25 protein-coding genes are annotated in these 25,242 nt (G+C 68.8%); 10 read left to right on the top strand and 15 right to left on the bottom strand.

From position 1 onward, the window contains the following. Positions 1-347: 347 nt before the first annotated feature. From QHF84_RS47320 to QHF84_RS47310, 3 genes are all read left to right on the top strand, one after another. Positions 348-1,658 (top strand): serpin family protein, encoded by a 1,311-nt coding sequence (locus tag QHF84_RS47320; RefSeq protein WP_281320243.1) that lies wholly within the window; start codon positions 348-350, stop codon positions 1,656-1,658. A 64-nt stretch (positions 1,659-1,722) separates the two neighbouring features. Next, the gene (gene msrA / locus QHF84_RS47315; protein ID WP_281320242.1) at positions 1,723-2,382 is read left to right on the top strand and encodes a peptide-methionine (S)-S-oxide reductase MsrA; all 660 of its coding nucleotides are present in this window, start codon (positions 1,723-1,725) and stop codon (positions 2,380-2,382) included. Positions 2,383-2,444: 62 nt separating this feature from the next. Continuing rightward, the gene (locus tag QHF84_RS47310; protein ID WP_281320241.1) at positions 2,445-3,341 is read left to right on the top strand and encodes a fibro-slime domain-containing protein; all 897 of its coding nucleotides are present in this window, start codon (positions 2,445-2,447) and stop codon (positions 3,339-3,341) included. Here the strand turns inward: QHF84_RS47310 and thiD are convergent, their stop codons facing one another. From thiD to QHF84_RS47250, 12 genes are all read right to left on the bottom strand, one after another. Further along, a complete protein-coding gene (gene thiD, locus QHF84_RS47305; RefSeq protein ID WP_281320240.1) occupies positions 3,342-4,142 on the bottom strand; it encodes a bifunctional hydroxymethylpyrimidine kinase/phosphomethylpyrimidine kinase in 801 nt (266 codons plus the stop codon). It lies immediately after the preceding gene. A gap of 50 nt (positions 4,143-4,192) precedes the next feature. Then, positions 4,193-5,242 (bottom strand): lipase secretion chaperone, encoded by a 1,050-nt coding sequence (locus QHF84_RS47300; protein WP_281320239.1) that lies wholly within the window; start codon positions 5,240-5,242, stop codon positions 4,193-4,195. Between the two features lie 10 nt (positions 5,243-5,252). After that, complete coding sequence (locus tag QHF84_RS47295) at positions 5,253-6,266, bottom strand: triacylglycerol lipase (RefSeq protein ID WP_281320238.1); 1,014 nt, start codon at positions 6,264-6,266, stop codon at positions 5,253-5,255. Positions 6,267-6,441: 175 nt separating this feature from the next. Continuing rightward, the gene (locus QHF84_RS47290) at positions 6,442-7,206 is read right to left on the bottom strand and encodes an energy transducer TonB (protein ID WP_281320237.1); all 765 of its coding nucleotides are present in this window, start codon (positions 7,204-7,206) and stop codon (positions 6,442-6,444) included. Between the two features lie 60 nt (positions 7,207-7,266). Continuing rightward, positions 7,267-8,280, bottom strand: a complete 1,014-nt coding sequence (locus QHF84_RS47285; protein ID WP_281320252.1) for an energy transducer TonB — start codon at positions 8,278-8,280, stop codon at positions 7,267-7,269. Positions 8,281-8,285: 5 nt separating this feature from the next. Continuing rightward, positions 8,286-8,921, bottom strand: a complete 636-nt coding sequence (locus QHF84_RS47280; protein ID WP_281320236.1) for a sigma-70 family RNA polymerase sigma factor — start codon at positions 8,919-8,921, stop codon at positions 8,286-8,288. A gap of 197 nt (positions 8,922-9,118) precedes the next feature. Continuing rightward, on the bottom strand, positions 9,119-10,066 hold the full coding sequence (locus tag QHF84_RS47275) for a hypothetical protein (protein ID WP_281320235.1): 948 nt from the start codon (positions 10,064-10,066) through the stop codon (positions 9,119-9,121). Next, on the bottom strand, positions 10,063-11,010 hold the full coding sequence (locus QHF84_RS47270; protein WP_281320234.1) for a hypothetical protein: 948 nt from the start codon (positions 11,008-11,010) through the stop codon (positions 10,063-10,065). Before QHF84_RS47270 ends, QHF84_RS47275 begins: the two co-directional genes overlap by 4 nt. A gap of 39 nt (positions 11,011-11,049) precedes the next feature. Next, entirely contained in the window at positions 11,050-11,802 is a 753-nt protein-coding gene (locus tag QHF84_RS47265) for a hypothetical protein (protein WP_281320233.1), read from the bottom strand. A gap of 37 nt (positions 11,803-11,839) precedes the next feature. Continuing rightward, the gene (locus QHF84_RS47260) at positions 11,840-12,193 is read right to left on the bottom strand and encodes a hypothetical protein (protein WP_281320232.1); all 354 of its coding nucleotides are present in this window, start codon (positions 12,191-12,193) and stop codon (positions 11,840-11,842) included. A 164-nt stretch (positions 12,194-12,357) separates the two neighbouring features. After that, positions 12,358-12,708: a helix-turn-helix transcriptional regulator gene (locus QHF84_RS47255; RefSeq protein ID WP_281320231.1), complete on the bottom strand. Its 351-nt coding sequence runs from the start codon at positions 12,706-12,708 to the stop codon at positions 12,358-12,360. Positions 12,709-12,926: 218 nt separating this feature from the next. Continuing rightward, complete coding sequence (locus QHF84_RS47250) at positions 12,927-14,354, bottom strand: hypothetical protein (RefSeq protein WP_281320230.1); 1,428 nt, start codon at positions 14,352-14,354, stop codon at positions 12,927-12,929. 162 nt (positions 14,355-14,516) lie between these two features. Here QHF84_RS47250 and QHF84_RS47245 point away from each other — a divergent pair, with 162 nt between their 5' ends. Continuing rightward, positions 14,517-15,815: a hypothetical protein gene (locus tag QHF84_RS47245; protein ID WP_281320229.1), complete on the top strand. Its 1,299-nt coding sequence runs from the start codon at positions 14,517-14,519 to the stop codon at positions 15,813-15,815. 64 nt (positions 15,816-15,879) lie between these two features. After that, positions 15,880-17,421, top strand: coding sequence for an aldehyde dehydrogenase family protein (locus QHF84_RS47240; protein ID WP_281320228.1), 1,542 nt, complete (start codon positions 15,880-15,882; stop codon positions 17,419-17,421). A gap of 10 nt (positions 17,422-17,431) precedes the next feature. Here the strand turns inward: QHF84_RS47240 and QHF84_RS47235 are convergent, their stop codons facing one another. After that, positions 17,432-17,740, bottom strand: coding sequence for a hypothetical protein (locus QHF84_RS47235; protein ID WP_281320227.1), 309 nt, complete (start codon positions 17,738-17,740; stop codon positions 17,432-17,434). 223 nt (positions 17,741-17,963) lie between these two features. Continuing rightward, positions 17,964-18,356 carry a hypothetical protein gene (locus QHF84_RS47230; RefSeq protein WP_281320226.1) on the bottom strand — a complete coding sequence of 131 codons (393 nt, stop codon included), beginning with the start codon at positions 18,354-18,356 and terminating at the stop codon, positions 17,964-17,966. A gap of 97 nt (positions 18,357-18,453) precedes the next feature. Between QHF84_RS47230 and QHF84_RS47225 the strand changes: the two genes are divergently transcribed. The 5 genes from QHF84_RS47225 (at position 18,454) to galE (ending at position 23,792) form a co-directional block, all read left to right on the top strand. Beyond that, a complete protein-coding gene (locus tag QHF84_RS47225) occupies positions 18,454-19,083 on the top strand; it encodes a hypothetical protein (protein ID WP_281320225.1) in 630 nt (209 codons plus the stop codon). A gap of 93 nt (positions 19,084-19,176) precedes the next feature. Continuing rightward, positions 19,177-20,037: a hypothetical protein gene (locus QHF84_RS47220; RefSeq protein ID WP_281320224.1), complete on the top strand. Its 861-nt coding sequence runs from the start codon at positions 19,177-19,179 to the stop codon at positions 20,035-20,037. A gap of 61 nt (positions 20,038-20,098) precedes the next feature. After that, on the top strand, positions 20,099-21,562 hold the full coding sequence (locus QHF84_RS47215) for a hypothetical protein (protein WP_281320223.1): 1,464 nt from the start codon (positions 20,099-20,101) through the stop codon (positions 21,560-21,562). A gap of 18 nt (positions 21,563-21,580) precedes the next feature. Continuing rightward, positions 21,581-22,777, top strand: a complete 1,197-nt coding sequence (locus QHF84_RS47210; protein ID WP_281320222.1) for a sodium/glutamate symporter — start codon at positions 21,581-21,583, stop codon at positions 22,775-22,777. A 16-nt stretch (positions 22,778-22,793) separates the two neighbouring features. Next, positions 22,794-23,792 carry a UDP-glucose 4-epimerase GalE gene (gene galE / locus QHF84_RS47205; RefSeq protein WP_281320221.1) on the top strand — a complete coding sequence of 333 codons (999 nt, stop codon included), beginning with the start codon at positions 22,794-22,796 and terminating at the stop codon, positions 23,790-23,792. A 23-nt stretch (positions 23,793-23,815) separates the two neighbouring features. On the opposite strand, the gene QHF84_RS47200 is transcribed toward galE, so the two are convergent. Then, entirely contained in the window at positions 23,816-25,234 is a 1,419-nt protein-coding gene (locus tag QHF84_RS47200) for a family 1 glycosylhydrolase (protein WP_281320220.1), read from the bottom strand. Positions 25,235-25,242: the final 8 nt, after the last annotated feature.

Here is a 25,242-nt window from a genome sequence, read left to right as displayed (position 1 = left end):
GTTGACGAGACGAGCGGGGCGGGCTTCCATGACATCGATCGCGATTTTTCCCGCTCGGCGATCCGGCCCCGCGGCTCATGGGGAGCCCGGGGCTGTATGTTTTTCAGGGCCGATCATTTTCGTCGCGCGTGGCGACGGAGCGAGAGGCCGGTCCGCGCGCGCATCGGCCCGCGTGGCGAGGAGGTCTCGGCCGTGGACCGCCGAGCGCGTGGCGCCTCCGTCGGCGTGATTCGCGGCCCCCGTGCCACCCTGAGCCGCTCTCCGACACCGCTGCCGTGCTTTCGGCGCGCGCGCCGCGAAAGGGCGGAAAATGCCTTGCGGCATGCCGATTGCTCTGATGCGCCGGCATGAGAACACTACCTGTCCTTTCCCTGCTTCTCTCCCTCTCCGCTCTCGCTTGCAGCTCGTCGGCGCCGCCCGAGCCGCCGGGGGCCAACAATACCGGCGATTGCCACGACCCGAACACCCCCGGCTGCGTCGTGACCTCCGGCGCGCAGCGCATCACGAGCCCGAACGTCCCCAGCGCCGACCTCGACGCGCTCGTCGACGGCAACACGGCGTTCGCCGCCGACATGTACAAGGCGCTCCGCAGCGAGCCCGGAAACCTCTTCTATTCCCCGCACTCGATCTCGAGCGCGCTCGCGATGACCTGGGCCGGCGCCCGCGGACAAACCGAGACGGACATGGCGAAGGCCCTGCACTTCACCCTGCCGCAGGCGCAGCTTCATCCGGCGTTCAACGCGCTCGACCTCGCGCTCGCGAGCCGCGGCAAGGACGCGAAGGGCTCGGACGGCCAGGGCTTCCGGCTCAACGTCGCGAACGCGGTCTGGGGTCAGGTGAAGTATCCCTTCGAGGCGTCGTTCCTCGACGTGCTCGCCCTCAATTACGGCGCCGGCATGAACATCGTCGATTTCGTCGAGGCGCAGGATCAGGCCCTCTCGCTGATCAACGGCTGGGTCGAGAAGAAGACCGAGGGCAAGATCAAGGACATCCTCGCGCCCGACTCCATCGACGCGAGCACGCGGCTCGTCCTGACGAACGCCGTGTACTTCAATGCGGCCTGGCGGACGCCGTTCGAGGAGGAGAACACGCAAAACGCCTCGTTCACGACGGACGACGGCGCCACGGTCACCGTGCCCATGATGCAGGGCTACATCGAGGCGCCGTATGGCAAGGGCGCGGATTACGCGGCCGTGGAGCTGCCGTACGACGGCGACGAGCTCTCGATGGTGCTCGTCCTGCCGGACGATCTCGACGCGTTCGAGAGCAGCCTCGACGCGGCCCGTTTGAGCGAGGTCGTGGGCGCGCTCTCGGAGCACAGCGTCGACACGCGTTTGCCCAAGTTCAAGTTCGAGTCGAAGTTCAGCCTGGTCAAGCCGCTCGACGCCCTCGGCATGGGCATCGCATTCACGGGCGGCGCGGATTTCTCGGGCATCAATGGGACGGGCGGGCTCGCGATCTCGGACGTGATTCACCAGTCGTTCGTCTCGGTGAACGAGGCCGGGACCGAGGCGGCGGCCGCGACCGCGGTGATCGTGGGCGAGACGAGCGCGCCCGAGCCCGCGGCGATCACGTTCGACAAGCCCTTCCTGTTCTTCATCCGCGACATCGCGACGAAGTCCGTGCTCTTCGTCGGCCGCGTGGCCGATCCGAGCTGAGCCGACCACGCTCGGCGGACGGGCGTATCTTGCCGCGCGGAGCCTTCCGCACCAAGATACGCCCATGTTCTTCAAGGTCGACCCTCGCAAGCTGCAGATGCCCACGAAGGAGCAGGCCCTCCCTGGGCGGAGCGCTCGGATGCGCGTGCCCGAGCGCCACTTCGTGAACGGCGCGCGGATCGTGCCCCCGTTCCCCGAGGGCACCGAGCAGGCGATGTTCGGGCTCGGGTGCTTCTGGGGCGCGGAGCGCAAGTTCTGGCAAACGAAGGGCGTCTACTCCACGGCCGTCGGATACGCCGCCGGGATCACGCCGAACCCCACCTACGAAGAGGTCTGCACCGGCCTCACCGGCCACAACGAGGTCGTGCTCGTCGTCTTCGAGCCCGCGAAAGTCTCGTACGAGGCGCTGCTCGCGGTCTTTTGGGAGAACCACGACCCGACCCAGGGCATGCGCCAGGGCAACGACGTCGGCACGCAGTATCGCTCGGGCATTTATTGCTTCGGCCTCCTGCAAAAAATGGCCGCCGAGCGCTCGCGCGTCGCCTACCAGAGGGCGCTCAAGGCCGCGGGGCACGGGGACATCACGACCGAGATCCTCGAAGCGCCCGAGTTCTATTACGCCGAAGAGTATCACCAGCAGTACCTCGCCAAGAACCCCGACGGTTACTGCGGCATCGGCGGCACCGGCGTGAGCTGCCCGATCGGGCTCGTTTCGGCGACTTGAGCACGGCCTCCGCGTTTGCTCTGGCGTGACACGGCCCGCGAAGCGCGGATAGCATCCCATCCATGACGAAGACACGACACGCGGGCCGGATCGGGCGTTTTGCGCTCGTCCTTTCGATCATGGGCCTCCTCGGCGCGACGACCGCGTGCGGGGAGAGCGGCACGGGCGCCACGGGCGGCCTTGGAGGGTCGGGCGCAGGCGGGAGCGGAAGCGGCGCTTCGGGGCAAGGCGGCCAGGGCGGCATGGGCCAGGGCGGCATGGGCGGCGAAGGCGGCGACCTTTTCCCCTCGGGCGTCGGCGGCGCGGGCGGAGGCGCGGGCGGCGGCGGGCCGAACTGCAATCCCATCCTCAAGGCCACCGTGCGCGATTTCCAGGTCGCGCACCCGGATTTCGAGGATTTCCTCGGAGACGATAAGGGCATCGTCACGAACGAGCTGGGCGCGGACGGAAAACCCGTTTATGCGGGCAACCCCACGACGCCGACGACGACGGGCAAGGCGAATTTCGACCAGTGGTACAACGACGTCGAGGGCGTGAACATCGCGATCCCGGTCGAGATCCCGCTCATGGCCATGGGCGGCGGGACCTACACGTACAACAACTCGGCGTTTTTCCCCATTGACGGCCAGGGCTTCGGCAACGAGTTCAACACCCACAATTACCATTTCACCCTCGAGCTGCGGACGCAGTTCATCTACGAGGGCGGCGAGATCTTCACGTTCACGGGCGACGACGACCTCTTCACGTTCATCAACGGCAAGAAGGTCATCGACCTCGGCGGCGTGCACGGGGCGCAGACCGCCACGGTGGACCTCGACGCGCGCGCGGCCGAGCTCGGCATCGAGAAGGGCAAGACGTATCCGCTCGATTTCTTCTTCGCCGAGCGGCACACGAGCGAATCGAACTTCCGGATCGACACGACGATCGGCTGCTTCTCGGAGCCGCCGATCCCCGAATAGTCAGTCGAACGGCCGGACCGTCACCGCGTGATTCAGGGGGCCGTGCCCATGCCCGAGCCCCGGCGCCTGCGCAATCGCGAGCCGCAGGTACCGCCGCGCCCGCGTGATGGCCGCGGTCACGTCGAGCCCCTGCGCGATCCCCGCGGCGATCGCCGAGGCCAGCGTGCATCCCGTCCCGTGCGTCGAGGTGGTCTCGATGCGATCGTCCTCGAAGATCCGCTCTCCCTCCGCCGTCACGAGCACGTCCGTGACCTTCGGCCCTTCGAGGTGCCCGCCCTTCAAGAGCACCGCCTTCGGCCCGAACGCGAGCAGCGCCTCGGCCACGCGCCGCATCGCCGCGACCGAGTCGATCGTTTGACCTGAAAGAACCTCGGCCTCCGGCAGGTTCGGCGTGATCAGCGCCGCGCGCGGCAAAAGCCGGCCGACGAGCGCTTCGCGCGCCTCCGGGAGCAGGAGCGGCGCGCCGCCCTTCGCCACCATCACCGGATCGACGACGAGCGGCACGTCCTTCGCGAGGCGCGCGTGCACGTCGGCGACGACGCCGATGACCTCGGCCGAATGGAGCATGCCGGTCTTGATCGCGTCCGCGCCGATGTCCTCCAGGACGAGGCTCATCTGCTGCGCGAGGAAGTCGGGCGGGACCGGAAAAACCCCGAAGACGCCGCGCGTGTTCTGCGCGGTGAGCGCCGTGATCGCGGTCGCTCCGAAGGCGCCGAGCGCCGTCACGGCCTTCAGATCCGCCTGGATTCCCGCCCCGCCGCCCGAGTCCGAGCCAGCCACGATGAGCACACGCCCTTGCATCGAAGGCCCCGCGTACCAGCGCGGAACCCGACGCGCAAGGTGCTCGGCGTTCACTTCGACATGGCGAGCGTCGCCCGCACCCGGCGCTGTTCGAGCGGCGTGAACGAGCGATCGAGCAGCGCTTGCTCGGCCGCCTTGAACGCGGGCTCGTCCTCGGTCTTCGCCGCGAGCGCGTCGCGCTCCTTGCGGAACGCCTCGATGCGCGCCTTCCACGCCGCGCGCTCTGCGTCGAGCTCGGCCAGCCTGTCGGCCGCCTCCACGCCGAGCGTCTCGACGCGCTTCGTGTACACGTCCTCGTCCGTCGCGCCTTCCGCGCGCATCGCGTCCACCTCGGCGCGCGCGCGGAGCGGCAGCGTCGCGGCTTGCCGCGCCTCGCGTGCTCCTTTCGGCAAGCTCGCTTCGAGCTCGGCGATCTTTTGCTCGCGCTGCTCGGCCGTCAGCGCCTCGTCCTGACGAATCCGACTCGCCTCCGCGGCCACCTCGCCTTCGCGCTCCTCGTCGCCGAAGAGCGCGTCCGCCGTCTCCTCGCCGAAATGCTTGCGCCTGAGCTTTTTCAGCGCGTCGAGCCGCGCCGCCTCCTCGGCCTCCTCGGCCTTCGGCAGCACGAGCCCATCCTTGTCTTTGCGATACGCGAGGTATTGATCGAGCAGCGCCGCGGCCTGAAGAGCCGCCGGGCCGTCGACGCGCTCGCGAATGGCGGCGAGGATCCGCGCGCGGATCGTCTCGTCGCCCTCCTCGCCCTCGGTGGTGAAGTAGTAATCGAAGAGGCGCAGGATCTCCGGCCCGAGGAGGAGGGATCCATCGGGCCCGACACGCAACGCGCCGTCCTCGTCCGTGCCGCGGAGCGAGCGGGCCTTTTCCTGGAATGGGCTCTTCTCGCGGGTATCGACGTTCGTCGCGGCGCCTCGATCCGACTTCGCCGAAGCGTTTCGGTTGGTCGCGCTCTTCGGGCCGCCGCCGCGCGTCTCCGCCGTCGTCTCCGCCGCGCGCGAGGGTTCGTCCCCGCCGCGCCTCCACACGCCGATTCCGACGGCGGCGATGAGCGTGACGAGGGCGAACCCCGTGGCGATGCGGCGGCGGTTCACGCGCATCTTCGCCATCCGATGTTCGTCAGAGGCCGGCGTTCTTCAGGCGGTTCGCGTGGGCGCGGAAGACCGACTTCGGGCTCGTCTGGAACGGCGCCGTGATGCCGAAGAGCTGGTTCACCTCGTCGAGGTGGTTCATCTTGTAATCGTCGCGGATGACGTCGCCGAGGTGCGAGCTGCAGCGCCCGACGAGCCCGTCGTTCGCGTCGTCGTAGATGATGCCCGTGAGGCCCATCGGATAATCGGAGACGTCGAGCACGTTCGTCACCTTCGAGGTGCCGGACCACGAGAAATACTTGATCCCGTTCACCTCGTGCGCGCCCTCGCCGCACCACGCGGCCGGCAGGCCCGCGCCGTAGGTCGCGTTGTACGTCGCGGCGCCGTCGGACGAGAGCGACTCCAGCGCGGCCACGGAGTCCTGCGGGCTCGTCTGGCCGGAGAGCAGGCCGAGGATCGTCCCGAGCGAGTTCGCGAAGAGCGAAAGCACGGCCTCGGAGAAGCCCCCCTCGGTCATGTTGTCGCGGAGGAAATCGGCGAGGTCGGCGCCGTGGTGCGGCGAGCCCACGCTCGTCACGCTGGCGACGAGGTCGGGCCGCACGGTGGCGACGTACCGGATGTCGAGGCCGCCGTGGCTATGGCCGATGAGGTTCACCTTCTTCGAGCCCGTGGCCGCGACGATCTCCTCGACCTGCTGGAGCAGCTCCTCGCCACGCGCCTCGGTGGACGAGAAGGCGGGCACCTGCGTCACGAAGACACGCGCGCCGCCCGACGCGAGCGACGACTCGATGCCGTGGAAATAGTCCAGGACGCCGAACAGCTCGTCGAAGCCCGCCATGCCGTGGCAAAGCACGATGGGGTATTTCGTCTGCGTGTACGTGTCGGTGTAACCATTGGCCGAGGACGTCGACGTCTCCTCGGCCGCCGCGAGCTGGTTCGGCGACTCGCCGCCGCAGCCCATGAAGGAGGCTGACGCGAACATCGCCGCGCCGAACGCCGCCGCCCGACCGAACCGAACCCCCAAGCCAATGTTCCAGCGCATGTTCAGGCCCTCATCCTATCCGAATGGCATCGTTCATGCCAGAGGGTCGAATGACGCGTTGCGCCTGGAACAAGCCATTGAGGCTGCAACAGCCTCGCGTGATGGTGATCTGGATTGGGTCAGGTGCGATCCAGGGTGGATCCTCCGTGCATCAGTCAAAACGATCCAACACGCGTCACTGCAGCTTGAATTTGAACGTGAGAATGTAACGTACGCTGACGGGCCGGCCGCCGTACGTCACCGGGCTGTAGCGCTGCTGCGCGAGCGTCGCGTTCACCGCGGGGTCGAGGAACGGGTGCCCTTTGAGGATGCGGCAATCCCGCAGCCGGCCTTCCGTGGTGATGACGCATTGCGCGATGACGTTCCCTTCGACCCGCTGGCGCATCGCGTCGCTCGGGTAGGGTGGTTGCGCCGGGCCCGCGACGAGGACCGGGCGGCCCATGTCGGAGGTCCAGCTCAGCGTGGTGTTCGTCGGCGGCGGCTCCGGGGGCGGCGGCGTGGTCCCCGTGCCGTTCGGATCGCCGCCGAGCACGCCGTCGGGCTTGCCATTCGAATCCCCGCCATTGCCCGTGCCGTCCGGCGCCGTCGCCCCATCCCCGGCCGCGGCGGCGGGCGGCTCGTCCGTCGGTTCGGGCTCGGTCGGCTCGGGCTTCGGCGGCTCGTTCGTCAGGATCGGCACCTGCGGTCGTTTGGGCCGGGGCGTCTTCGGCGGGGCCGCCTGAGGTTTGGGCGCCGCGGGGCCCGGCGAGCCCAGCAAAGCCGCGGGCTTGGGCGGGACCTGAAACACCACGACCGGCGCGTCCTCGTTCGACGCGGCCTTCTTGCCGGGAATCGCGAACACGATGACCGCCGCCAGCGCGTGCGCGGCAATGGAGAGAATGGCTCCGGTGCCGAGGTGCGGACGAGCGCCCTCGTACCGGCCCATGGCCGATTCGAACACGAATGCCTCCTTTCCAGGACGAACGGGTCTCGTCCGGGAGAAACCTATTTCAGGACCGATTCACTTCGGCAGAACGAGATTGACCTTCGAGACGTACCGCACGGAGATGGGCTGTCCGCCCTGCGTCGCCGGCGAGAATCGCCACGTGCGCGCGGCCGCGAGCAGCTCGCCGTCCATGTGCGGCAAAGACTTGAGGAGCCGACAATCCTTCGTCGCGCCCTCCGCCGTGATCTCGCATTGCAGGAGGGCCGTGCCTTCCACGCGCGCTTCGAGCGCTTCGCGGGTGTACACGGGGTCACGTCCGCCAATGCGCTTCGGCTGGGACATCGTCCCGTACTCGAACGGACGCACGATCGTGCTCGTGGCCTCGGGTTTGGCGGGGAGCACCTCGGGCGAGCCCACGCTCTCCACCATTGCGACCGCGGGAGGCGTGGCCTCGGGCACGCGTGGCGCCTCGGCGGCCGGCGGTTCGGCTTCTGCCGCCACCTTCGGCGGCGCCGGCACGGCATTCGGACCTGGCCGCGGCGCGGGTGCGGGCGCCGCGGCACGAACGGGCTCTTCGTCGTGGCTCTTCGCCTCCGCGCGCGGCGCGGGCGCGGCGATCCCAGGGCCGAGCTGCAGCACGGGGTATTGCTGCGGTTCGTCCGCGGGCCCCTTCGAGGCCTTGGGCTGCTGCATGGGCTGCGCGAGCACGATTCCGAGCACCGCCACCTGCACCGCCGCCACGAGCGCCGCGCCGAGCCGGCCTTTCTGGAAAAACCCGACCGGTTTTCCGGTGGGTCCGAGGACGCTCTGGAAGAGCATGTGCGGCGTCGTCTGCGCCGATTTCCTCACGCCTCCCATTCCCGTCCGCGCCGGCCGAGGCTCGGGCCTCTGGGGTCGGAGCGTCGCCGGGATCCGAGGCACGGCGATGTCTCGCGCGGGTATCTCCTGCGCTTTCGCCGCCTGCGACGGCTCGATTCCGAGCGCGGCGAGCGCCCGCGCCTTGGACGCCGCCGGCGCGCGATCGGCCCGCGCCGCGAGCAGCAGCGAAGTCGCCGCGTCGTCCCCATTCTCTTCGAGCAGCCTGCGCATCTCGCTCACGGCCGCCCCCTTCCTTGCGTTCCGACGGCCCGCGCCGAGATCCTCGCAAAAAGCTCCCGCGCGCGCCGGAGCCTCGACGCCACCGTACCCATCGGCAGATCGAGCGCCCCGCTGATCTCCTGCATCGTGAGCTCTTCGAGCTCGAACAAGACGAGAACCGTCCTGAGATCCTCCGGCATGGCCGCGAGCACCTGGTCGAGCAGGGCCCGCAGGCGTCGTTGCTCCACGATCTCGTCCGGCCGAGGCCCGGCGTCGGCGCGCTCGTCCGCCACCTCGTCCCCCTCGGGGACCTCGCGCCGCCTTCGCTGCGAGCGCTTGGCGTGCGAGGCGACGTGCACGGCCGTACCCATCAAAAAAGCCTTTTCACGCCCCGGCTGAATGACCCCGAGCTTCCCCGAGGCGACGACGAACACCTGCTGCGCGCAATCATCGAGCTCCGCCGCGGGCACCCCGAGCCGCCGGAGCGCCACGTACACGGCGTCGAAATGCGCGTCGACCATCTCCCGGAGCCGCGCCTTCTCCGCGCCGGCGTCGCCGCCCCTGGGCCACGCCTCCTCGACCGCGCGAGGCTCGTCCGTGTCGCAAACCTCGGCGCCCGCGAAGAGGATGTCGAGGTCGGAGACGAGCGTCACGGGCTCACCCTCCCCTTCGAACGAAGCCCTCGGGCCACGCAGGGCGCGGCGAACGAAGGAGGGACGTGGGCAAGAGCGGGGGCCACGTCTCTACCATGCCCGGTCCGGGGCACGTTGATCACGAAAAATGATGGGGGGTGCTCGATCGCCGAACATGTGCGGGAGACGACGGATGGCCGTGAGACGCCCGTCCCCCGCTACTTCTTCGATTCCTGCTCCCCCGGCTTGGGCAAGCTCGCCGGGTCGTAGATCCCATCACTCTCGATCTTCCCCCACCGCTCCTCGAGCGATTTCACCCAGCCCGGATCGTGGATCTCTCCGAGCTTCTTCTTCCACGCGCCTTCGAGGAAGCTCGTGCTGAAGGGATCCCCTCGGTCCTCGGGAATGCCCACCTCCGTCTTGCACACCTGCATCTCGTAGCCCCCGGGGGAGGGCTCCGCCTGCTTCAGGCAGATGTCGTATTTGTTTTTCCAGTTGCTGATCTCCAGCCTCTGGACGAGCAGGGCTTCCGCCTGCTTGAGGAGCGGGTGGACGCGTTTGTATTCGGCGTCGACGAGCGTCTTCGCCTCGCCGGCCTCGGGGCTCGTGGGGAAAAGCTTGGCGATTTTTTTGCCGAGATCGACGCAGGATCCGGTCCCGTCCGGCTTGCACGCGGCCTTCACCTCGTCGAGCAGGAGCGCCGGGCCATTCTTCGTCAGCCACTCCTTCGCCTTGTCCGCGACCGGCGAGCTTTGCCCGGCGAGCTCCTCCATCTTGGCCCGCGCGGCGGCCTTGTCCGCCGACGCATTCGCCTCTTCGAACGCGGCCGCGCTGCTCATCGCCCGCGTCTTTGCGAGCGCCTCGAACGCGCGTTTCGCCGGCGCATCCGCGACCGTCGCGGAGAGCTCCTTCGCCTTCGCGTATTGCCCCTCGGCGACCAGGTTCGTCGCCTCCCGGACCGTGAGGGCCTCGATGCGTTGTTTTGCCACGGGGCAAAACGGCGAGCTCTCGGCGGCCTTGCAGACCTCCGCATACAGCGCCTTGGCCTCCGGGATCTTGCCGGCCGCCTCGGCTTCTCTCGCCTTCGACATCGGCTCCTTGGCCGCGTCGCAGCCCACGAGCGCGAGGGTGAGCGCGGCGATCGCACATGCAATGGAGCGGCTCATTTCGCACCTCCCGCGGCCTTCTTCGGATCCTCGCCCGTCGCCAGGGCCCCCTTCTGGCGTGCCTCGTACGCTGCAATGGCAACGGGATCGCCGAGCGTCACGAGGCGCCTGCGAAAGAGCGAGTCCTCGGTCTGCCGCGCGTCGAACCGCTCGTAGGAGGATTTTCCGTCGGCGTAGATGTCCTCCTCGCAGGCGCGGATGCGCTGGAACTCGGCCTCGATCTCGCTCGCTTTCTCCGCCAAACACAGGTTGAACGAAAGGTCCTTCTTCCCCCGCTGCGCGAAGACCGCGATGAACCTGTCGAGCTCGGCGCGCGCCTTCTCCGTGCGCTTTTGCTCGGCGTCATGGGCGGCCTTGGCCTCGTCGAAGCCGGGCGGCTGCGCGGGCAGCGCCGAAAGCTTCGCGAACGTATCCGCGCAGGACCCCTGATGCTCCGGGCCACACGCGGCTTTCACCTGCGCGACGAGCAGACCCGGTCGCTCCTTCTCGATCCACGCCTTCGCCAGCGCCGCAGCGGGCGTGCTCCCCGCCGCGGGCGTGTTCATCGCCTCGAATGCGCGGGCCTTGTCCGTATCGGCCGCGGCCTGCTCGAAGCGAACGCCCTCGGTCAGATCCTCCTTGCCGAGGCGCGCCTCGATGTCCTTGGTGGTGGGTTCGTCCGCGAACACGAGGGCGCGGACGAGCAGGCGCTCGGCCTTGCCGAATTCATTCTTTTCGACGGCCTTCGTCGCGGCCGTCACGAGCGCGCCCGCGGCCCGGGCGCTCGACTGCTGGCATTCCGGGCTCGTCGGCCCTTCGGCGCAGACGAGCTCGAACTTTTGGGCGGCTTCTTCGAAGTTCGCCTGGGCTTCGAGGTTCTCCGCCTCCTTGAAGGACGGCGGCGGGCCCGAGCATCCGCCGAGGGCGAGCAGCGGCAACACCAGGAGGCATGTACGTACGAGCACGGAGCGAGTAGAGCCGCGCCCGCTTTGCCTGTCAATCTCTCAGGCCGCCTCGCACCGCGGGCACCACGCCGTGGGTCCTTCGTGCGGCGCGTGGTGAACGCGGCGGTGCCGCGAGCTGCGCGCCCAGACGATGAGATTCACGCGCCTGCCGGAGCGCAAGCGGTGCACGCCGTGTCGATGGGCGCCCGCGTGCAGGATCGCGCGACCCGCCGCGGGCTTCCATTGCCAGACCTCCGTATCGTTCGCCGGGTCCTCCCGATGTGCGTCGCAACGAACGCCTCGGAAGTACACCTCGGCCCCCTCGAACGAGAGCCCGAGGCACGCGTTGAGCGTCACCTCGCTATCGTCCACGTGAAACCCGAGGTCGGTATCGCCGTTCTCCGCGTACTCCACGACGAACGAATGCTGGTGATCCACGCTCGATCCACCATGCTCCGGAAACGCCCACGTCGTGAGCGGCGAAAGCCAGGTGTAGAGCAGCTCGTCCATCGCCCCTTCGAGCCCGAGATCCGCGAGCACGACGCCCTGGTTGTTCATGCTGTTCGGCCGGACCGGGCCCACGCCGCGGTGGCGGCACCAGTGCTCGAATGCATGGATCTCGCGGAGAAGGGCCTCCACGTATTCGGACGACAGGAGCGGGAATTCAATCACGCCGGGATGCGGCCGCGTGACGAGCGCTTCGAGGGCCTCACGCGTCCCGGCCTGCACGGCGCGAACGAAGCCGGGATCGAGGCACCGCTCGGTCATGTCGGAGAGCCACGTCTGCCGGAGCGAATACGAGGGGCGCGTCATGGGAAAGGCGAGCGTACCACGACGCGCTCGCGGGGGCTCAGTCGCGGAGCAGGGAAGGCACGGCGGCGAGCAGGTAGGCCGCGGACGTGCCGGCCATGATGGATTGCGCGATCACCGCCGCAGGCCGCTCGACCGGCTCTCCACGGAGCAGCGCCGGCAGCTTTCCGAGGCCACGCGCCGAGCCGGCGAGGCCGAGGCCAGCCACGGCCGTCGCGCCCACGAGCGCCGCCTTCCGGGACGAACCGCTACGGGCGAGCAGGCCGAGCCCCAGCGCAGCCGCACCCGCGCCCGCGGGGATCAGCGCCGTCTTGTGCTCTCTGCCTGTCGCGACGAACCCCCCGATGCCGAGCGCGGTCAAGAGACCGCCGTACCCGATCGTCCAGCCTGTCATGACGTCGAAACCCTCCTTCGGCCGGGACACGCGGCGAGCCGCGCATCCCGCGCAGACCCATTCATGACACGCCGCGTGGCGTCGCGCTCGATATGTCGGGGGCAGGGAGGGAGAAGGGGGAGACCCCCGGAGAGCCGGCTCGGTCCCCGGGGGGTGATGAATCGTCAGGCGCGCTTCTTCGGCGCGGCGGGGGCGGCGCGGCCTTCGATCTCCTTGCGGAGCTTCTTCCACTCGCCCTTCGGCAGCTTGGGGACGGCGTCCGCGATGCGGGCCCGCTCGTCCTCCGCGGGGAAGGCGAGGATGTACAGCGGCGGGATATCGAGCGCGCGGGCGATGCGATCGACGGTCTCGATCGTGATTGCGGCGAAGCCGTGCTCGATGTTCGAGAGGTGGCCCTTCGAGATCGAGCTCGCTTCACCGAGCGCGGGCAGGGACATGTTGCGCTCGAGCCGCAGCTCGCGGATGCGCGCACCGACCTTGGAGGAAAAGGGGCTGGGTTCGGTTCGTCGGGGCATGGGATCACCTCTCGGCAGCGAGGATTCCCCCTTACCACAACATGCGCGGAAGACAAACCACCGAGTTCGTCCGACCCGTAGATTTTGGAGAGGACGTCCGAGAACCAGCCTACACCCAGGGGCGCGCGGGGGTCGTTTGGCCCCCCCGTACATAGGTGTTGATTGTTCCCGGGAAAACTGGCAGAGTCCCGGCCGGGCGAGATCCGGCCCCCGCGGGTTCAGAGTCCGACGTTCAGCACGGGCAAGAACGGCAGCCCGCCCTGCTTCGAGAGGTTCACGAGCCCGAGCTGCACGCCGCGCAGCCGCTCGGCCCGATTGACGAGGCCGACCTGGAGGCCCGTGACCTCGCTCCCCACGTTCACGACGCCGAACGTCGCGCCCTTCAATTCGCTCGACAGGTTCACGGCGCCGAGCTGCGCGCCGTACACCTCGGACGCGCCGCTGAAGAACCCGGCCTGCAAACCATAGAGGTGCTTGCCCGTGACGTTCGCCACGCCGAGCTGCGCGCCGTGGTGGTCCTTGAACGTGAGGTTCAACGCGCCGATCTGCGCGAGCATATACGCATCGCTCACACCATTGAACGCGGCGGCCTGCACGACGCCCCGGAAGTCCTCGCCGACGAAATTGACGATCGCGCCGACCTGCAAGGCGCCGCGAAATCGCTCGAGCGTCGCGTTGAAGAGCACGCCTACCTGCATGACGCCAACGAAGTCCTTCTTGGTGATGCCGGCGAACCCGACCTGCCCGATGCCGTCGAACGCGCCGGCTCCGTTGTAGGTGCCGACTTGCAGCCCGCCCGAAAAACGCTCGGTCACGACGTTGCCGAAGCCGAGCTGCAGGATTCCGCGAAAGTCCTGCTTGACCTCATTCACGACGCCCACCTGGGCGGCGCCGTAAAAATCCTCCGTGTCACGGTTGGACGCGCCGATCTGGACGAGCCCGTGAAAATCCCCGTCGGTGACGCGGTTGACCGCGCCGAACTGGAGAAGGCCGTAGAAATGCGCGTACTCGAGGTCATTGTACGCGCCGATCTGCGCGGCGGTGACGAACGTGCTCCGTGGGCCGTCCCTGCGATCTTCGAGGACCCGGTTGTAAGCCCCGAACTGGAGCCCGCCGACGAACGTTTTTGCGTGATTCCAGGGGCCGAGCTGCCCGAGGCCGTAAAACTCCTCCGCGCTGTTTTTCCCGAGCGTGACCTGAAGACCGCCGTGAAAGCTCTCCTCGATCCGGGATCTCGAAAGCCCGAGCTGCATCACGCCGACGAATCGATCGGCGCGGCTCTCGTACGGGGCGAACTGGAGCAGCCCGTGAAATTCTTTCGAGCTGCTCGTCGCGAGCCCGAGCTGCGTGAGGCCCGCGAACGTGTCGGCCTCGGGGAAGATCCCCGGATGGATCACGTACCAGTTCGAGAGCGTCGGGGGCGGGGGCGGAATCGGTGGCGGCGGCGGGGGCGGCGGTGACGGCGGGGGCGGGGGCGGCGGAAGATCGTCGCCCGCGACTTCGAGCGGAGGACGCGCCGGCGCCTCCGTCTCGGGGCCTGCGATCTCGGCCCCTTCGTCGCCGGCGTTCGCCTGCGCAGGCGCGACGAGCGCCGCCGCGGCGAGGCAGCCTGCGAGGATCGTGAAGCGCAGAGGTCCGGTTTGCATGTCGTGCATCCCTGGAACGTCGGGCGCGTTGCGATCTTACATGCCTGCGCGACCAGGAGGGGGCATGACGTTCTCTGGCCGACCCTCCAAGCCTTGACCTTGCGGCCCCGACGAATCCGGCATACGTCGTGGATATCCGAACGCTTTGCCGGAGGTGCACGCTTGATTTCGTCTCGATCCTTCGTCGCCATTTCAATCACGGTCGTTCCGTTCGTCTTTTTCGCCTGCGCCAAGGGCAGCACCCGTCCCGGCGGCGACGGCGGCGCAGGAGGCGAGGGGGGCGATGGGTGGGGCGGTCCCGCGCAATCCTCGAGCAGCAGCGGCGGTATGGGCGGCAGCGGCGGTATGGGCAGCGTGTCGAGCTCGGGCGCGGGCGCGGGCTCCTCGTCCTCATCGAGCGGAAGCAGCGGATCGAGCTCTTCCTCGGGCAGCGGCGGGAGCGGCGGCGGCGGCAACGGGCCTTTGCCCATCGTGCTCCTGCGTATCGGTGACGGCGTGACGACGCTCTCCTCGGCGGCGTCGCCGGTCTCCCTCGAATGGCGGCTCACGGACGGCTCGGCCACGCCGGGCGCGCCCGGCACGACCGCCATGCCGCAGTCGACCTCGGGCTCGAATTACACGTTCACGTTGTCGGGGACGGCGTCCTCGGAGGGACACCTGTCGCTCTCGGCGAACGGCAAATACGTATTCCTCGCCGGATATGCCGCCGGCGTGGGCACGGCGAACGTGAGCACGCAGTCGGCGGACGTCGTGCCGCGCGTCGTCGGCCGGGTCGACGCGTTCGGCAACGTGAACACCTCGACCTTGGTTTCAGGGGCGTTCAGCGGCAGCAACGTGCGCGGCGCGACGTCCTCGGACGGCACGTCGATCTGGGTCTCGGGCAACAGCACCACGACCGGCGGGATCCAGTTCATCACGCTCGGCGCGGTCTTCCCCACGCAGATCCTCTCGAATCCGCTCAACACGCGCTGCGTGCACGCCGCCGGAGGCCAGCTCTACGCGACGTCCGGCGCAGGCACGTTCGTCAACGTCTTCACGGTCGGCTCGGGCCTGCCCACGTCGAGCGGACAAACCGCGACGTCGCTCCCGGGTCTGCCCACCGCCAGCGCGAGCCCGTACGGGTTTGCCCTGCTTGATCTTTCGGCCGCCATTGCCGGTCCGGACACGCTGTACATCGCGGACGATCGCAGCCCGGCGAGCGGCGGCGGAATTCAGAAATGGACGTTCGACGGCTTCAGTTGGTCGCTCGCAGCGACGTGGAACGACGGCACGGCGGGCGTGCGGGGCCTTGCGGCCAAGCCCTCGGGGGCCGGCGTGCAGATCGTGGCGACGACCTCGGAGAACAACGAAAACCGGGTCCTCGCGGTCTTCGACGATGGCTCGGCGTTCCCCGAGATCGTCATCGCCACGATCGCGCCGCCGAATACCGTCTTCCGCGGCGTCGCGTTCGCCCCGCAATAAAAGAGACGGCTTCTGGGGCGCCGGACCTTGACAAGGGCCCGGACGCCCGGGACCCTTCTGCGCGATGTCTCCCCTCCTCGCGCACGGGCCGTCGGATCTCCTCGAAGGACGCTGGGTCCCGCTCCCCGGCGACGCCATCGCCTCGCGAAACCCGGCGCGACCCGCCGAGATCGTCTGGCAAGGCAGCCCCGACCCCGCGCACGCGGACGAGGCCGTCGCGGCGGCGCGGCGCGCCTTGCCCGCCTGGGCCGCGCTCCCCGCCGAGAAGCGTTTCGCGGCCCTCCGCCGCTTCCGCGACCTCTGCAAAGCCCGCGCGGCCGATATGGCCCGCCTCATCACCGACGAGACGGGAAAGGCGCTCTGGGACGCGCGCGCCGAGGCCGATCTGCTCGCGGCCAAGGTCGACATCACGCTCGACGCCTCCGAGCACGGCGGCCTGCGGCGCGTCTCGGGCTTCGAGATCCCGCTCTCGGCCTCGCGCACGGGCCGCGCCTGGTTCCGGCCGCACGGCGTCATGGTCGTGCTCGGCCCCTTCAATTTCCCCGCGCACCTGCCGAACGGACACATCATCCCCGCGCTCGCGCTGGGCAACACCGTCGTGTTCAAGCCGAGCGACAAGGCTCCGGCGGTCGGACAAACCCTCGCGGCGTGGCTCGCCGAGGCGCTCGCCGAAGAGGGCGCGCCGCTCGGCGTCGTGAACCTCGTGCACGGCGGCGCGAGCGTCGCGTCGCGCCTCGTCGCGAACCCGGACATCGACGGCGTGCTTTTCACGGGCTCGTGGCCCGTGGGCCGGCGCATCCTCGAAGCGAGCCTCGATTGGCCGGGCCGCGTCCTCGCGCTGGAGATGGGCGGCAATGCCCCCTCCGTCGTGCTGCCCGACGCGGATCTGCGGCAAGCGGCCATCGAGGTCGCGCGCTCGGCGTTCGTGTCGACGGGGCAACGCTGCACGTGCACGCGGCGGCTCGTCGTGCACGAGGCCGTGGCCGAGCGGTTCGTCCGGACGATCGTGGAGGTGGCGTCGAGGCTGCGTGTCGGGGATCCGCTCGCGGATCCGCAGCCGTTCATGGGGCCGATCATCTCGGCGGAGGCGCGCGCGGCCGTGCTCGCGGCGCAGGATCGATTCGCCGCCGGCGGCGCCGAGGTCCGGCTTGCGGCGCGCGCCCTCGAATCCGAGGCGGGCGGCCATTTCCTCTCGCCGGGGATCGTCCGCGTGGATGGGTTCACGCTCGCCGGGGACGGGCCGGGCGCGGACGTCGAGGTGTTCGGCCCGCTGCTCCGTTACGTCGTCGTCGATTCGGTGGACGAGGCGATCGCGCAGGCGAATGCCACGCGTTTTGGTCTGGCGGCCTCGATCTTCACGAAGGATCCGGGCGTCATCGACCGATTCCTCGCCGAGGCGCGTGCCGGCTGCGTGAACGTCAACACCGGCACCGCGGGCGCGAGCAGCAAGCTCCCGTTCGGGGGGATTGGTTTGTCCGGGAACCATCGGCCCGCGGGGGCCTTCAGCCTGGACTATTGCGCGTATCCGGTGGCGGGGATGATCGAGAGCGGCGCCGCAGCGCCGCTGCCGGTCGGGATGACATTCGAGGAGAGCTGGCTCGGATAGGGAGCGCGCGTCAGTTCGCGTTCGGATCCGGCCCGGCGCTCGGCGCCTCGGTCTCGGCCGCCGTCGCCTCGGCGGGCGCCTCGGCCTTCTTGGGCAGCTTCTCTTCGAGCGACGCGAGCCGCTCGGCCGCGCGCTCGAGGGCGCGCGCGCTCGTCGTGAGGGCGGTGCGACCGTATCCGAGGCCGAAGCCCGCCCATTTCACGGAAGCATCGACCAGCACGTCGTACATCTCGCGCGCCTTCTGCTCGACGCGGGCCGACGCGGTCTTCACGTCCTTCAGGCTCGGGATCTTCGTCTCGCTCTGGGTTTGCGTCGTCATAAGGGATGCCTCCTGTTCGTCTGGAAAGCCCTCGTCCGGCAGGGCCATGGCGGCGCGCGCGGCCCGTCGAAGGAGCCGAGCGAATCCCACCGCAATGCATCGCCCTGCGAGCTCGGAAGCCCGCCCCGGACGTCGTTCGGATGTGTCCGCTTTTTATGACGCAACGCGTTGCCTGTCAAGACGCGACGCGTTGATTTCCAGGTTCGGCCTGGATCGGCGTGGCTCAGGCGGCTCGGCGGGCGGAGGCGGCGCGCGTCACGGCGGCGACGAGGGAATCGACCGCGTGCGGGCAGCTCCGGAGGTCGATCGCCTCGCGGAGGAGCGGCTCGTGGTCGTGCGCCGCCGTCGTCGTGAGGACGAACGTGGGACGCGAGCCGGCCTTGGTTTTGCGCAGGAACGTGAGGAACGGGACGCTCTCGTCATGCGGAGAGACGTCGTAAACGACGACGCGTGGATCGTGCCGGGCGAAAAACGCGAGCGCCTCCTCGGGCGCTGCGACGAGCGAGCCCAGCGCGGCCGTGACCACGCGGAGGCCCGAAGCCTCGATTTCCTCGGCGAGCGACCTCGCCACGGTTTCGTCTTCGTGAATGATGGCCACGACGTCAGAGTGCTGCATGAACACCCTCCGAGGCAGGGCGCGTGCCTGCTCGTGCCGCGTCGTGCTCGCACGCTCGCCCCGTCCGCCCGGATCGATTAAGCTGGTCGACCTCGCCATGCTTTCCCGTCGCGCCCTCCTCGGTTCGGGTCTCGGTTTCGCGGGATCACTCCTGCTTTCACGGCCCGCGCTCGCGAAGAAGACCGAAAAAGAGCCGATCCCCGCGCTCCCGCTCTCGTTCGCCGTCGCCGAGGAGGACGGCGTTCCCGTGCAAAACGAGACGTGGATCGCCGAGCAGATCACCGAGGCCACGCGGCTTTTCACGCCGATCGGCGTCACGCTGCGCAAGACGAACGCGCGTGCGCTCCCTCCGGCGCTCGCCAGGCTCGAGACGCGCGCCGACAGGGACGCGCTCGCCGCGCACCTCGAAGCAAAGCGGATCAACGTGATGATCGTGGCATCCCTGCGAGACGTGGACGATCCGAAGCTCTTCCGGATGGGCGTGCACTGGCGGCACAGGAAGATGGCCGCGAAGCATTGGGTGATCGTCGCGGCGAGCGCACGACCGAGCACGTTGGCGCACGAGCTCGGCCATTTCTTCGGGCTCGGCCACAGCGACGTGACCGACAACGTGATGAGTTATTCGCGCACCGGGGCGGTTCCCCCGTTCTTCGACGCCAAGCAGGCCGAGCGGATCGAGAGCATGGCGCGGATGTACGTCGGGTCGAAGCTCCTCGAACCCGCGTGAGCCGCGCGCGCGGGCGCGCTTCGATTCCCTCGCCACGGCGGCCGGGATCGTTTACCCTACGGATCGTCCGGCCGATCGCGCCGGGGTTCTTTCATGCAAACGCCTCCCCGTCGCACGACCCCACCGCCGCCGTCCGTCGCGCCCGCCCCCGATCGTCCGAGTGAGCGCGTGCCAGCGGCTCCCCCGATCAGCAGCGGCGTCGGGCGGCCGAGCTGGCCGCCGCCGTCGTCGAGCGAAGGCGTGCCTCGCCTGACGGACACCTGGGGGCCGAGTTCTTCGGATCGCCCTTCGCGCCCCTCGACGCGCCCGCCGACCGGGACCGGAGATCTGCGTTCCTGGTATCTGGATCTTCCATCGCAGCCGGGGGAGGGATCCTTTCGGATCAAAGGGATCGCTTATCGCGGCCTCGCGCACCTCGTGACGTGCCGCGTCGAGGGAGGCCCGACGGCGTTCGCCGCGGCATTGCCGACGCCGGCGTTGCAGAACTTCTTCAGCCAGCCATTTCTCGCGAGCAGCTTTTACGACATGTTCCCGCTCGTGGCGGGCTGCGGCGTCCTCGCCTCGCTCGCGCGCTCCCCGCTCGACTCGTTCGCGCAGCAGCAGGGGCGCGCGCAGGCCTCGTACGACGTGGAGCACGCGTACCGGGCTTTGCTCCAGGGCAAATCGACCGACGACGTGCATTCGCGCCTCCGCCCGCTCGCCGGCCGATATTACGATTTCGGTGAGTGGGACGTCGACCGGGTGAGCTCGACCCGGATTCGCGTCGTCGAGCGGGCGCTGCCCATCTGGATCATGCCGTGGTTCATCCCGATGCAGATCGGCTACTTCTCGGGCCTCATGGCGGCGATGGGCAAGCCGGGCTCGACCGTGACGTTGCAATCGTTCCGCCGCGAGGGCCTCGCGGGGACGATGCCGCTCGTCGTCCTGGAGCTCGAGGTCGTATTGCGCGACTGATCGGGCGTTTCGCCCGGCGATCGGGGCTTCTCGCGGCGGCCGCGCCGTGGTACGCCGGGCCATGCGGTCCTTCCTCGGTGCCTCCTCGATATGCCTCCTCGGCGCGCTCGGCTGCGGCGGGGGCGGCGAGACCCCCAAACCGACGGCGTTCGACGTCACCGGCACGATCGTCGACCTCCACCTGACCGAGGGGGGGGACGTGACGAACGTCCGTGATTCCGGGCAATTCGAGATTGCCGCGATCGTCCCCGGAGAGGACGGCGCGCCGCGGGAGCTCCTCGCGGAGGTGGCCGAGGACGGCACGTTCCGCATTCGTGACCTCCCCGAGGGGCCTTACGATCTGCGTTTCATCGAGCTCTTCGGCACGGGGACGAGGCCGCCGCGGTTCATCATGAATGCCCCGCGCACGATCGACCTCGGCCGCGTTTACGTGGGCCGACCCGACGCCGATCCGATCGCGGCGACGGACACGACGGAGCTCGAGCTCACGTTCGATGGATTGAACCCGTGGGGGGAAGGGTCGAGCATCGAGGTATTCTCGCTCGGCGCGGGCACGATCGGGACACTTCCCTCGGTGAACGGCATGGAGCCCGCCATGGGCGCCACGCAAATCACCGATTTTCGCGTGGCCACCTCGGAGCTCCTCGTGCCGAACCTCGTCGCGGCCGAGGCCGGGGACCAGGCCTATTTCACGCAAATGATCGGCATTGCCGACCCCGCGGCGCCTTATCGCTCGGTGCGCCGGTCCTTTGGGCCGACGTCGTTCACGATGACCGACGGTGCGGCCACGCCCGTCGAGGGCACGTTCGTGGTTGCGCCTCCGAAAAAGCTCGCCGTGTCCTTCGACGACGCGGCTTTCCAGGCCCTCGCCGCGAGTGTGCATCCGGACGCGACGATTGCGGGCAAGGACGTTCGCGTCGGCGTGGAGCCCGGGGGCGCGGATCGAACGTCCGTCTCCCCCACGCCCGATTTGCTCCTGTTCTCCGGCCTCCCTGCGGCGCAGCCTCCGGCCGAGCTCGTGTATGGCAATTCTTTCCCTGCGGCGTGGGCCGAGGTCGCGGCCGTCGAGGTTTCTTATGCCGTGACACACGTCATGCCCACGGGAATCCCGAAGACCACGGCCATCGCCATTGGCCGCACGGGCCCCGCTTCTTCGTTCTCCGGCGTGATTGCGCCGACGCTCGGGCCTCCGCTCGACATTCGCGTGAATGATCAGCCCGCGTATGGCGAGCTCCTCGGCATTGGCAAGACGCCCACGGTGACCTGGAGCGCGCCTTCGCTCGGCAAAGCCGCGGCGTACGTCATCACGCTGCGGCGGCTCGATCCCGGGGGACAACTCACGCGGACCATGGCTTCGTTTTCGACGACAGAGCCCGTGTTGCACATTCCGGACGGCTTGCTCGACGTCGGATACTATTATTACCTCCGCATCGGCGTGCGGGAGGAGTTCGACAGCGCGGCGCCGCTCCGGGTCCAGCAGAGCCGCGTTTATGCCGAGGCGCTCACCGGCGTCCTCTCCCCCTGAGGCGCGCGAGGCCCTGCCATGGATGTCCCTACCTTCCAAGTCTCGTCGATCCAGGTCCTCGGCCTTGGCTGCTTCGGGCTCGTCCTCGGCCGCGGCATCCGAAAAGCTTTGCCCGTCCTCGAACGGCTCAGCATTCCCGCGTCGATCCTCGGCGGCCTCGTGTATGCGATCGTCGGCCTCGTCTTGCGGGATCGCGTCTGCAATTTCAAGTTCGACCTCGCATTGCGCGACATCCTCATGATCGCGTTTTTCACGACCGTGGGGATGACGGCGAGCCTCCGGCTGCTCGCGCTCGGCGGCAAGCGTGTCGCCATTTTCCTCGGCGCTGCGGTCCTCGGCTTGCTCGCGCAGATGGGCTGGGGCGCGGGGGCGGCGAAGGCGATGGGTTTGCCGCCGTTGCTCGGCGTCATTCCGGGCGCCGTATCGCTCACGGGCGGGCCCGCGACCGCGCTCGCGTTCGGCCCCGTCTTCGAGCAGGCGGGCGTCCCGGGCGCGACCGCGATTGGCCTCGCGTCGGCGGTCTTCGGCATCATCGTGAGTGGCCTGCTCGGCGGGTTCGTCGGCAGCTTCTTGATTCGACGTCACGCCTTGCGCTCGGGCGAGAGCGACGCGATGCCGGCGCCCGAGATCGACATCGACGCGGGGCCCTCCGAGAAGCACGGCGATTACCTCGTGCACATCATCGTGCTCGGCGTGGCGATGGCGCTCGGCTCGCTGCTCTCCGCGCAGTTTTCGGCCTGGAAGCTCACGCTCCCCGCGTACATCGGGGCGATGATCGTGGCGGGCGTGGTGCGCAACCTCGACGATCGTCTGCAATTCGCGGGCATCGATCAAAAGAAGATGGAGGACATCGGCGCCATCGCGCTCGAGCTCTTCATCGTGATGGCGCTGCTCACGCTGGAGCTCTGGCAGCTCCGGACGCTCGCGTTTCCCGTGCTCTTCATCCTGGTCGGCCAGGTGGTGCTCACGATCGCGCTCTGCTGGACGGCCATTTACTGGATGATGGGCCGGAGCTACACCTCGGCGGTCATGGCGGGCGGGTATTGCGGGTTCATGCTCGGCACGACGGCGAACTCGCTCGCCTGCATGAACGAGATCGTCCGCAAATCGGGCCCGGCCCCGCAGGCGTTTTTCGCGGTGAGCATCGTGGGAGCCTTCCTCATCGATTTCATCAATGCGCTCCTCGTCACGCAGGCCTTGAACGTGCTCCGCTGAGCGCGTGCCGAGTCCCATGACCACCCAAAGCAGGACCCTTCTCGTCACCGGCGGCGCCGGCTACATCGGCTCGCACGCGGCCCTCGCCCTCGCGGAGCGCGGCTACCGGCCCCTCGTGCTCGACAACCTGAGCAAAGGCCACCGCGGGCCGATCGAGCGCGCCCTCGGCGCGTCCGTGATCCAGGCCGATACCCGCGACCGCGCCGCCCTCGACGCGATCTTTTCGCGCGAGCGGATCGACGCCGTCATGCATTTCGCCGCGTTTGCCGAGGTCGGTGAGTCCGTCGCGGATCCGCTCGCGTATTACGAGAACAACGTCCATGGCACGGTCACCTTGCTCCAGGCGATGCAGGCGGCCGGCGTCTCGACGTTCGTCTTCTCCTCGACGTGCGCGACGTACGGCGTGCCCGAGGTCGTCCCGATTCCCGAGGAGCACCCGCAAAATCCGCTGAATCCGTACGGTCGGTCCAAACTCTTCGTGGAGAAGATCCTCGCGGAGTGCGAGACCGCCTGGGGCCTGCGGTTCGTGAGCTTCCGGTATTTCAATGCCGCCGGCGCGCATCCGAGCGGCCTCCTCGGCGAGGATCACGACCCCGAGACGCACCTGATCCCGCTCGTCCTTTCCGCGGCCCTCGGCAAGCGCCCGTCGATCCGGATCTTCGGCGAGGATTACGACACGCCGGATGGAACGTGCATCCGTGATTACATCCACGTCTCGGATCTGGCGGACGCGCACGTCCTCGGGGTCGATTATCTCCTCGGCGGCGGGGCGAGCACGGTCGTGAACCTGGGCAATGGGCGTGGTTTTTCCGTGAAGGAGGTCATCGCCGCGGCGACGCGCGTCACGGGCCGCGCGATCGCCGTGGAGATGGCCGAGCGCAGGCCTGGGGATTCACCGGTGCTCGTGGGATCGAGCGAGCGCGCGCGCACGCTGCTCGGCTGGTCGCCGCGGTTCCCGGAGCTCGAAACGATCATCGCCCACGCATGGGCGTGGCATCAGAAGACACACGGCTGACGGCGAGAATCGTACGGCAAGGCTCAGCCGGGCTCGGGCCGGAGCCCGAGCCCGCGCGCGATTTCCTGGAACGTCTCCACCGCAGGCGTGGGCGTGCGCCGTTTGTCCGGGTGGTCGAAGTCGACGCGGAAGAGGCCGAAGCGGGGTTCGTAGCCCTCGGCCCATTCGAAGTTGTCGAGCAGCGACCAGTGGAAATACCCCCGCACGTCGACGCCCTCGCGCGCGGCGCGCACGAGCGCCTCGAAATGGGCGCGCAGGAACGAGGGGCGGACCTCGCCGCCCTTGTCCGCGATGCCGTTCTCCGTGACGTACACCGGCAAGCCGAGCGCGCCATAACGCTTGAGGACCTGGTAGAGGCCCTCCGGGTAGATGTCCCAGCCGAGGTCGCTGACGGGCCGATCGGCGGGCACGTATTGCTTCGAGAGCGAAGGATCCCGGAGCTCGGCCCGCACGTGGTCGCGGCCGTAGTAATTGATGCCCATGTAATCGAAGGAGCCGAGCAGGCCGGGGACCGCTTCGTCGATGTGGATGACGCCGGGGATGTCGAGCTCGATGCGACCCGTGAGCGGCGCGGACGCGATGGCCTCGTTGAAGAAACGGTCCGTGAAGCCGGCGATCAGCCGATCGAGCGGAGAGCGCGTCGCCGGCTGGAAGATCCGGACGTGGTGCGCAATGCCAATTTGCGTGGCGCGCCCGTCGCCGTCCGCGTCCGTGGTGTCCGCCTCACGGATCGCCTCGGCCATGCGCGCATGGGCCTTGAGCATACGCGCCTGCACTTGCGCGGCGATGCGTGAATCCGTGAGTCCCGGCGGAAAGACCCCCTTCACGTACGACATCGTCGCGAGGACGTTGGGCTCGTTGATCGTGCACCAGAGATCGACCGCCGACCCGAGCTTTTTCGCGACCTTGCGCGAGAAGGACGCGAGGAGCTCGATCGTCCGATCCTTCATCCATCCGCCTTGCGTCGCGACCCAGCGCGGCAAGGTGAAATGGTGGAGCGTGACCATCGGCTCGATTCCGGCCGCGCGGAGGGCGAGCGCCCAGGCGAGGTATCGATCCGCGGCCTCTTCGTTCCAGGCGCCCTCCGTGGGTTCGAGGCGGCTCCATTCGACGCTGAATCGATACGCATTCGCGCCGAGCCGGCGCATGAGCGCGATGTCCTCTTCGATGCGATTCCACGAATCACACGCGGCGCCCGAGACCGTGCGATCCTTGATGTGGGGCTCGCCCTCGCGAGACGCTCCGCGCTCCCAATCGGTCCAGTCGTTGTCGAGGCCGCCCTCGATCTGGTGCGAGGCCGTGGCGGTGCCGAGCAAAAAGCTCGCAGGCAAGGACGAGCGCAGCGAAGAAAACGCGTCCTCCGCGCCGAGGACACACGGGGGCGGGTGCGGGTCTTTCGTGAGCGCGGCGTGACCGATGCGGGCGATGCGGGCGAGCTTCATGAGGCCGG

Origin of the sequence: Polyangium sp. y55x31, from assembly GCF_029946505.1 — a bacterium.
Taxonomy (GTDB): domain Bacteria; phylum Myxococcota_A; class Polyangia; order Polyangiales; family Polyangiaceae; genus Polyangium.
The sequence above is the reverse complement of the archived record's forward strand: the minus strand, read 5'-3'. Positions and strand labels throughout refer to the sequence as shown.

What these genes read in the sequence shown, in the direction of transcription:
- QHF84_RS47320 (WP_281320243.1), top strand. Translation starts at nt 348, where the DNA reads ATGAGAACACTACCTGTCCTTTCCCTGCTTCTCTCCCTCTCCGCTCTC.
- msrA (WP_281320242.1), top strand. Translation starts at nt 1,723, where the DNA reads ATGTTCTTCAAGGTCGACCCTCGCAAGCTGCAGATGCCCACGAAGGAG.
- QHF84_RS47310 (WP_281320241.1), top strand. Translation starts at nt 2,445, where the DNA reads ATGACGAAGACACGACACGCGGGCCGGATCGGGCGTTTTGCGCTCGTC.
- thiD (WP_281320240.1), bottom strand. Translation starts at nt 4,142, where the DNA reads ATGCAAGGGCGTGTGCTCATCGTGGCTGGCTCGGACTCGGGCGGCGGG.
- QHF84_RS47300 (WP_281320239.1), bottom strand. Translation starts at nt 5,242, where the DNA reads ATGGCGAAGATGCGCGTGAACCGCCGCCGCATCGCCACGGGGTTCGCC.
- QHF84_RS47295 (WP_281320238.1), bottom strand. Translation starts at nt 6,266, where the DNA reads ATGCGCTGGAACATTGGCTTGGGGGTTCGGTTCGGTCGGGCGGCGGCG.
- QHF84_RS47285 (WP_281320252.1), bottom strand. Translation starts at nt 8,280, where the DNA reads ATGCGCAGGCTGCTCGAAGAGAATGGGGACGACGCGGCGACTTCGCTG.
- QHF84_RS47275 (WP_281320235.1), bottom strand. Translation starts at nt 10,066, where the DNA reads ATGAGCCGCTCCATTGCATGTGCGATCGCCGCGCTCACCCTCGCGCTC.
- QHF84_RS47265 (WP_281320233.1), bottom strand. Translation starts at nt 11,802, where the DNA reads ATGACGCGCCCCTCGTATTCGCTCCGGCAGACGTGGCTCTCCGACATG.
- QHF84_RS47260 (WP_281320232.1), bottom strand. Translation starts at nt 12,193, where the DNA reads ATGACAGGCTGGACGATCGGGTACGGCGGTCTCTTGACCGCGCTCGGC.
- QHF84_RS47255 (WP_281320231.1), bottom strand. Translation starts at nt 12,708, where the DNA reads ATGCCCCGACGAACCGAACCCAGCCCCTTTTCCTCCAAGGTCGGTGCG.
- QHF84_RS47250 (WP_281320230.1), bottom strand. Translation starts at nt 14,354, where the DNA reads ATGCAAACCGGACCTCTGCGCTTCACGATCCTCGCAGGCTGCCTCGCC.
- QHF84_RS47240 (WP_281320228.1), top strand. Translation starts at nt 15,880, where the DNA reads ATGTCTCCCCTCCTCGCGCACGGGCCGTCGGATCTCCTCGAAGGACGC.
- QHF84_RS47235 (WP_281320227.1), bottom strand. Translation starts at nt 17,740, where the DNA reads ATGACGACGCAAACCCAGAGCGAGACGAAGATCCCGAGCCTGAAGGAC.
- QHF84_RS47230 (WP_281320226.1), bottom strand. Translation starts at nt 18,356, where the DNA reads ATGCAGCACTCTGACGTCGTGGCCATCATTCACGAAGACGAAACCGTG.
- QHF84_RS47225 (WP_281320225.1), top strand. Translation starts at nt 18,454, where the DNA reads ATGCTTTCCCGTCGCGCCCTCCTCGGTTCGGGTCTCGGTTTCGCGGGA.
- QHF84_RS47220 (WP_281320224.1), top strand. Translation starts at nt 19,177, where the DNA reads ATGCAAACGCCTCCCCGTCGCACGACCCCACCGCCGCCGTCCGTCGCG.
- QHF84_RS47215 (WP_281320223.1), top strand. Translation starts at nt 20,099, where the DNA reads ATGCGGTCCTTCCTCGGTGCCTCCTCGATATGCCTCCTCGGCGCGCTC.
- QHF84_RS47210 (WP_281320222.1), top strand. Translation starts at nt 21,581, where the DNA reads ATGGATGTCCCTACCTTCCAAGTCTCGTCGATCCAGGTCCTCGGCCTT.
- galE (WP_281320221.1), top strand. Translation starts at nt 22,794, where the DNA reads ATGACCACCCAAAGCAGGACCCTTCTCGTCACCGGCGGCGCCGGCTAC.
- QHF84_RS47200 (WP_281320220.1), bottom strand. Translation starts at nt 25,234, where the DNA reads ATGAAGCTCGCCCGCATCGCCCGCATCGGTCACGCCGCGCTCACGAAA.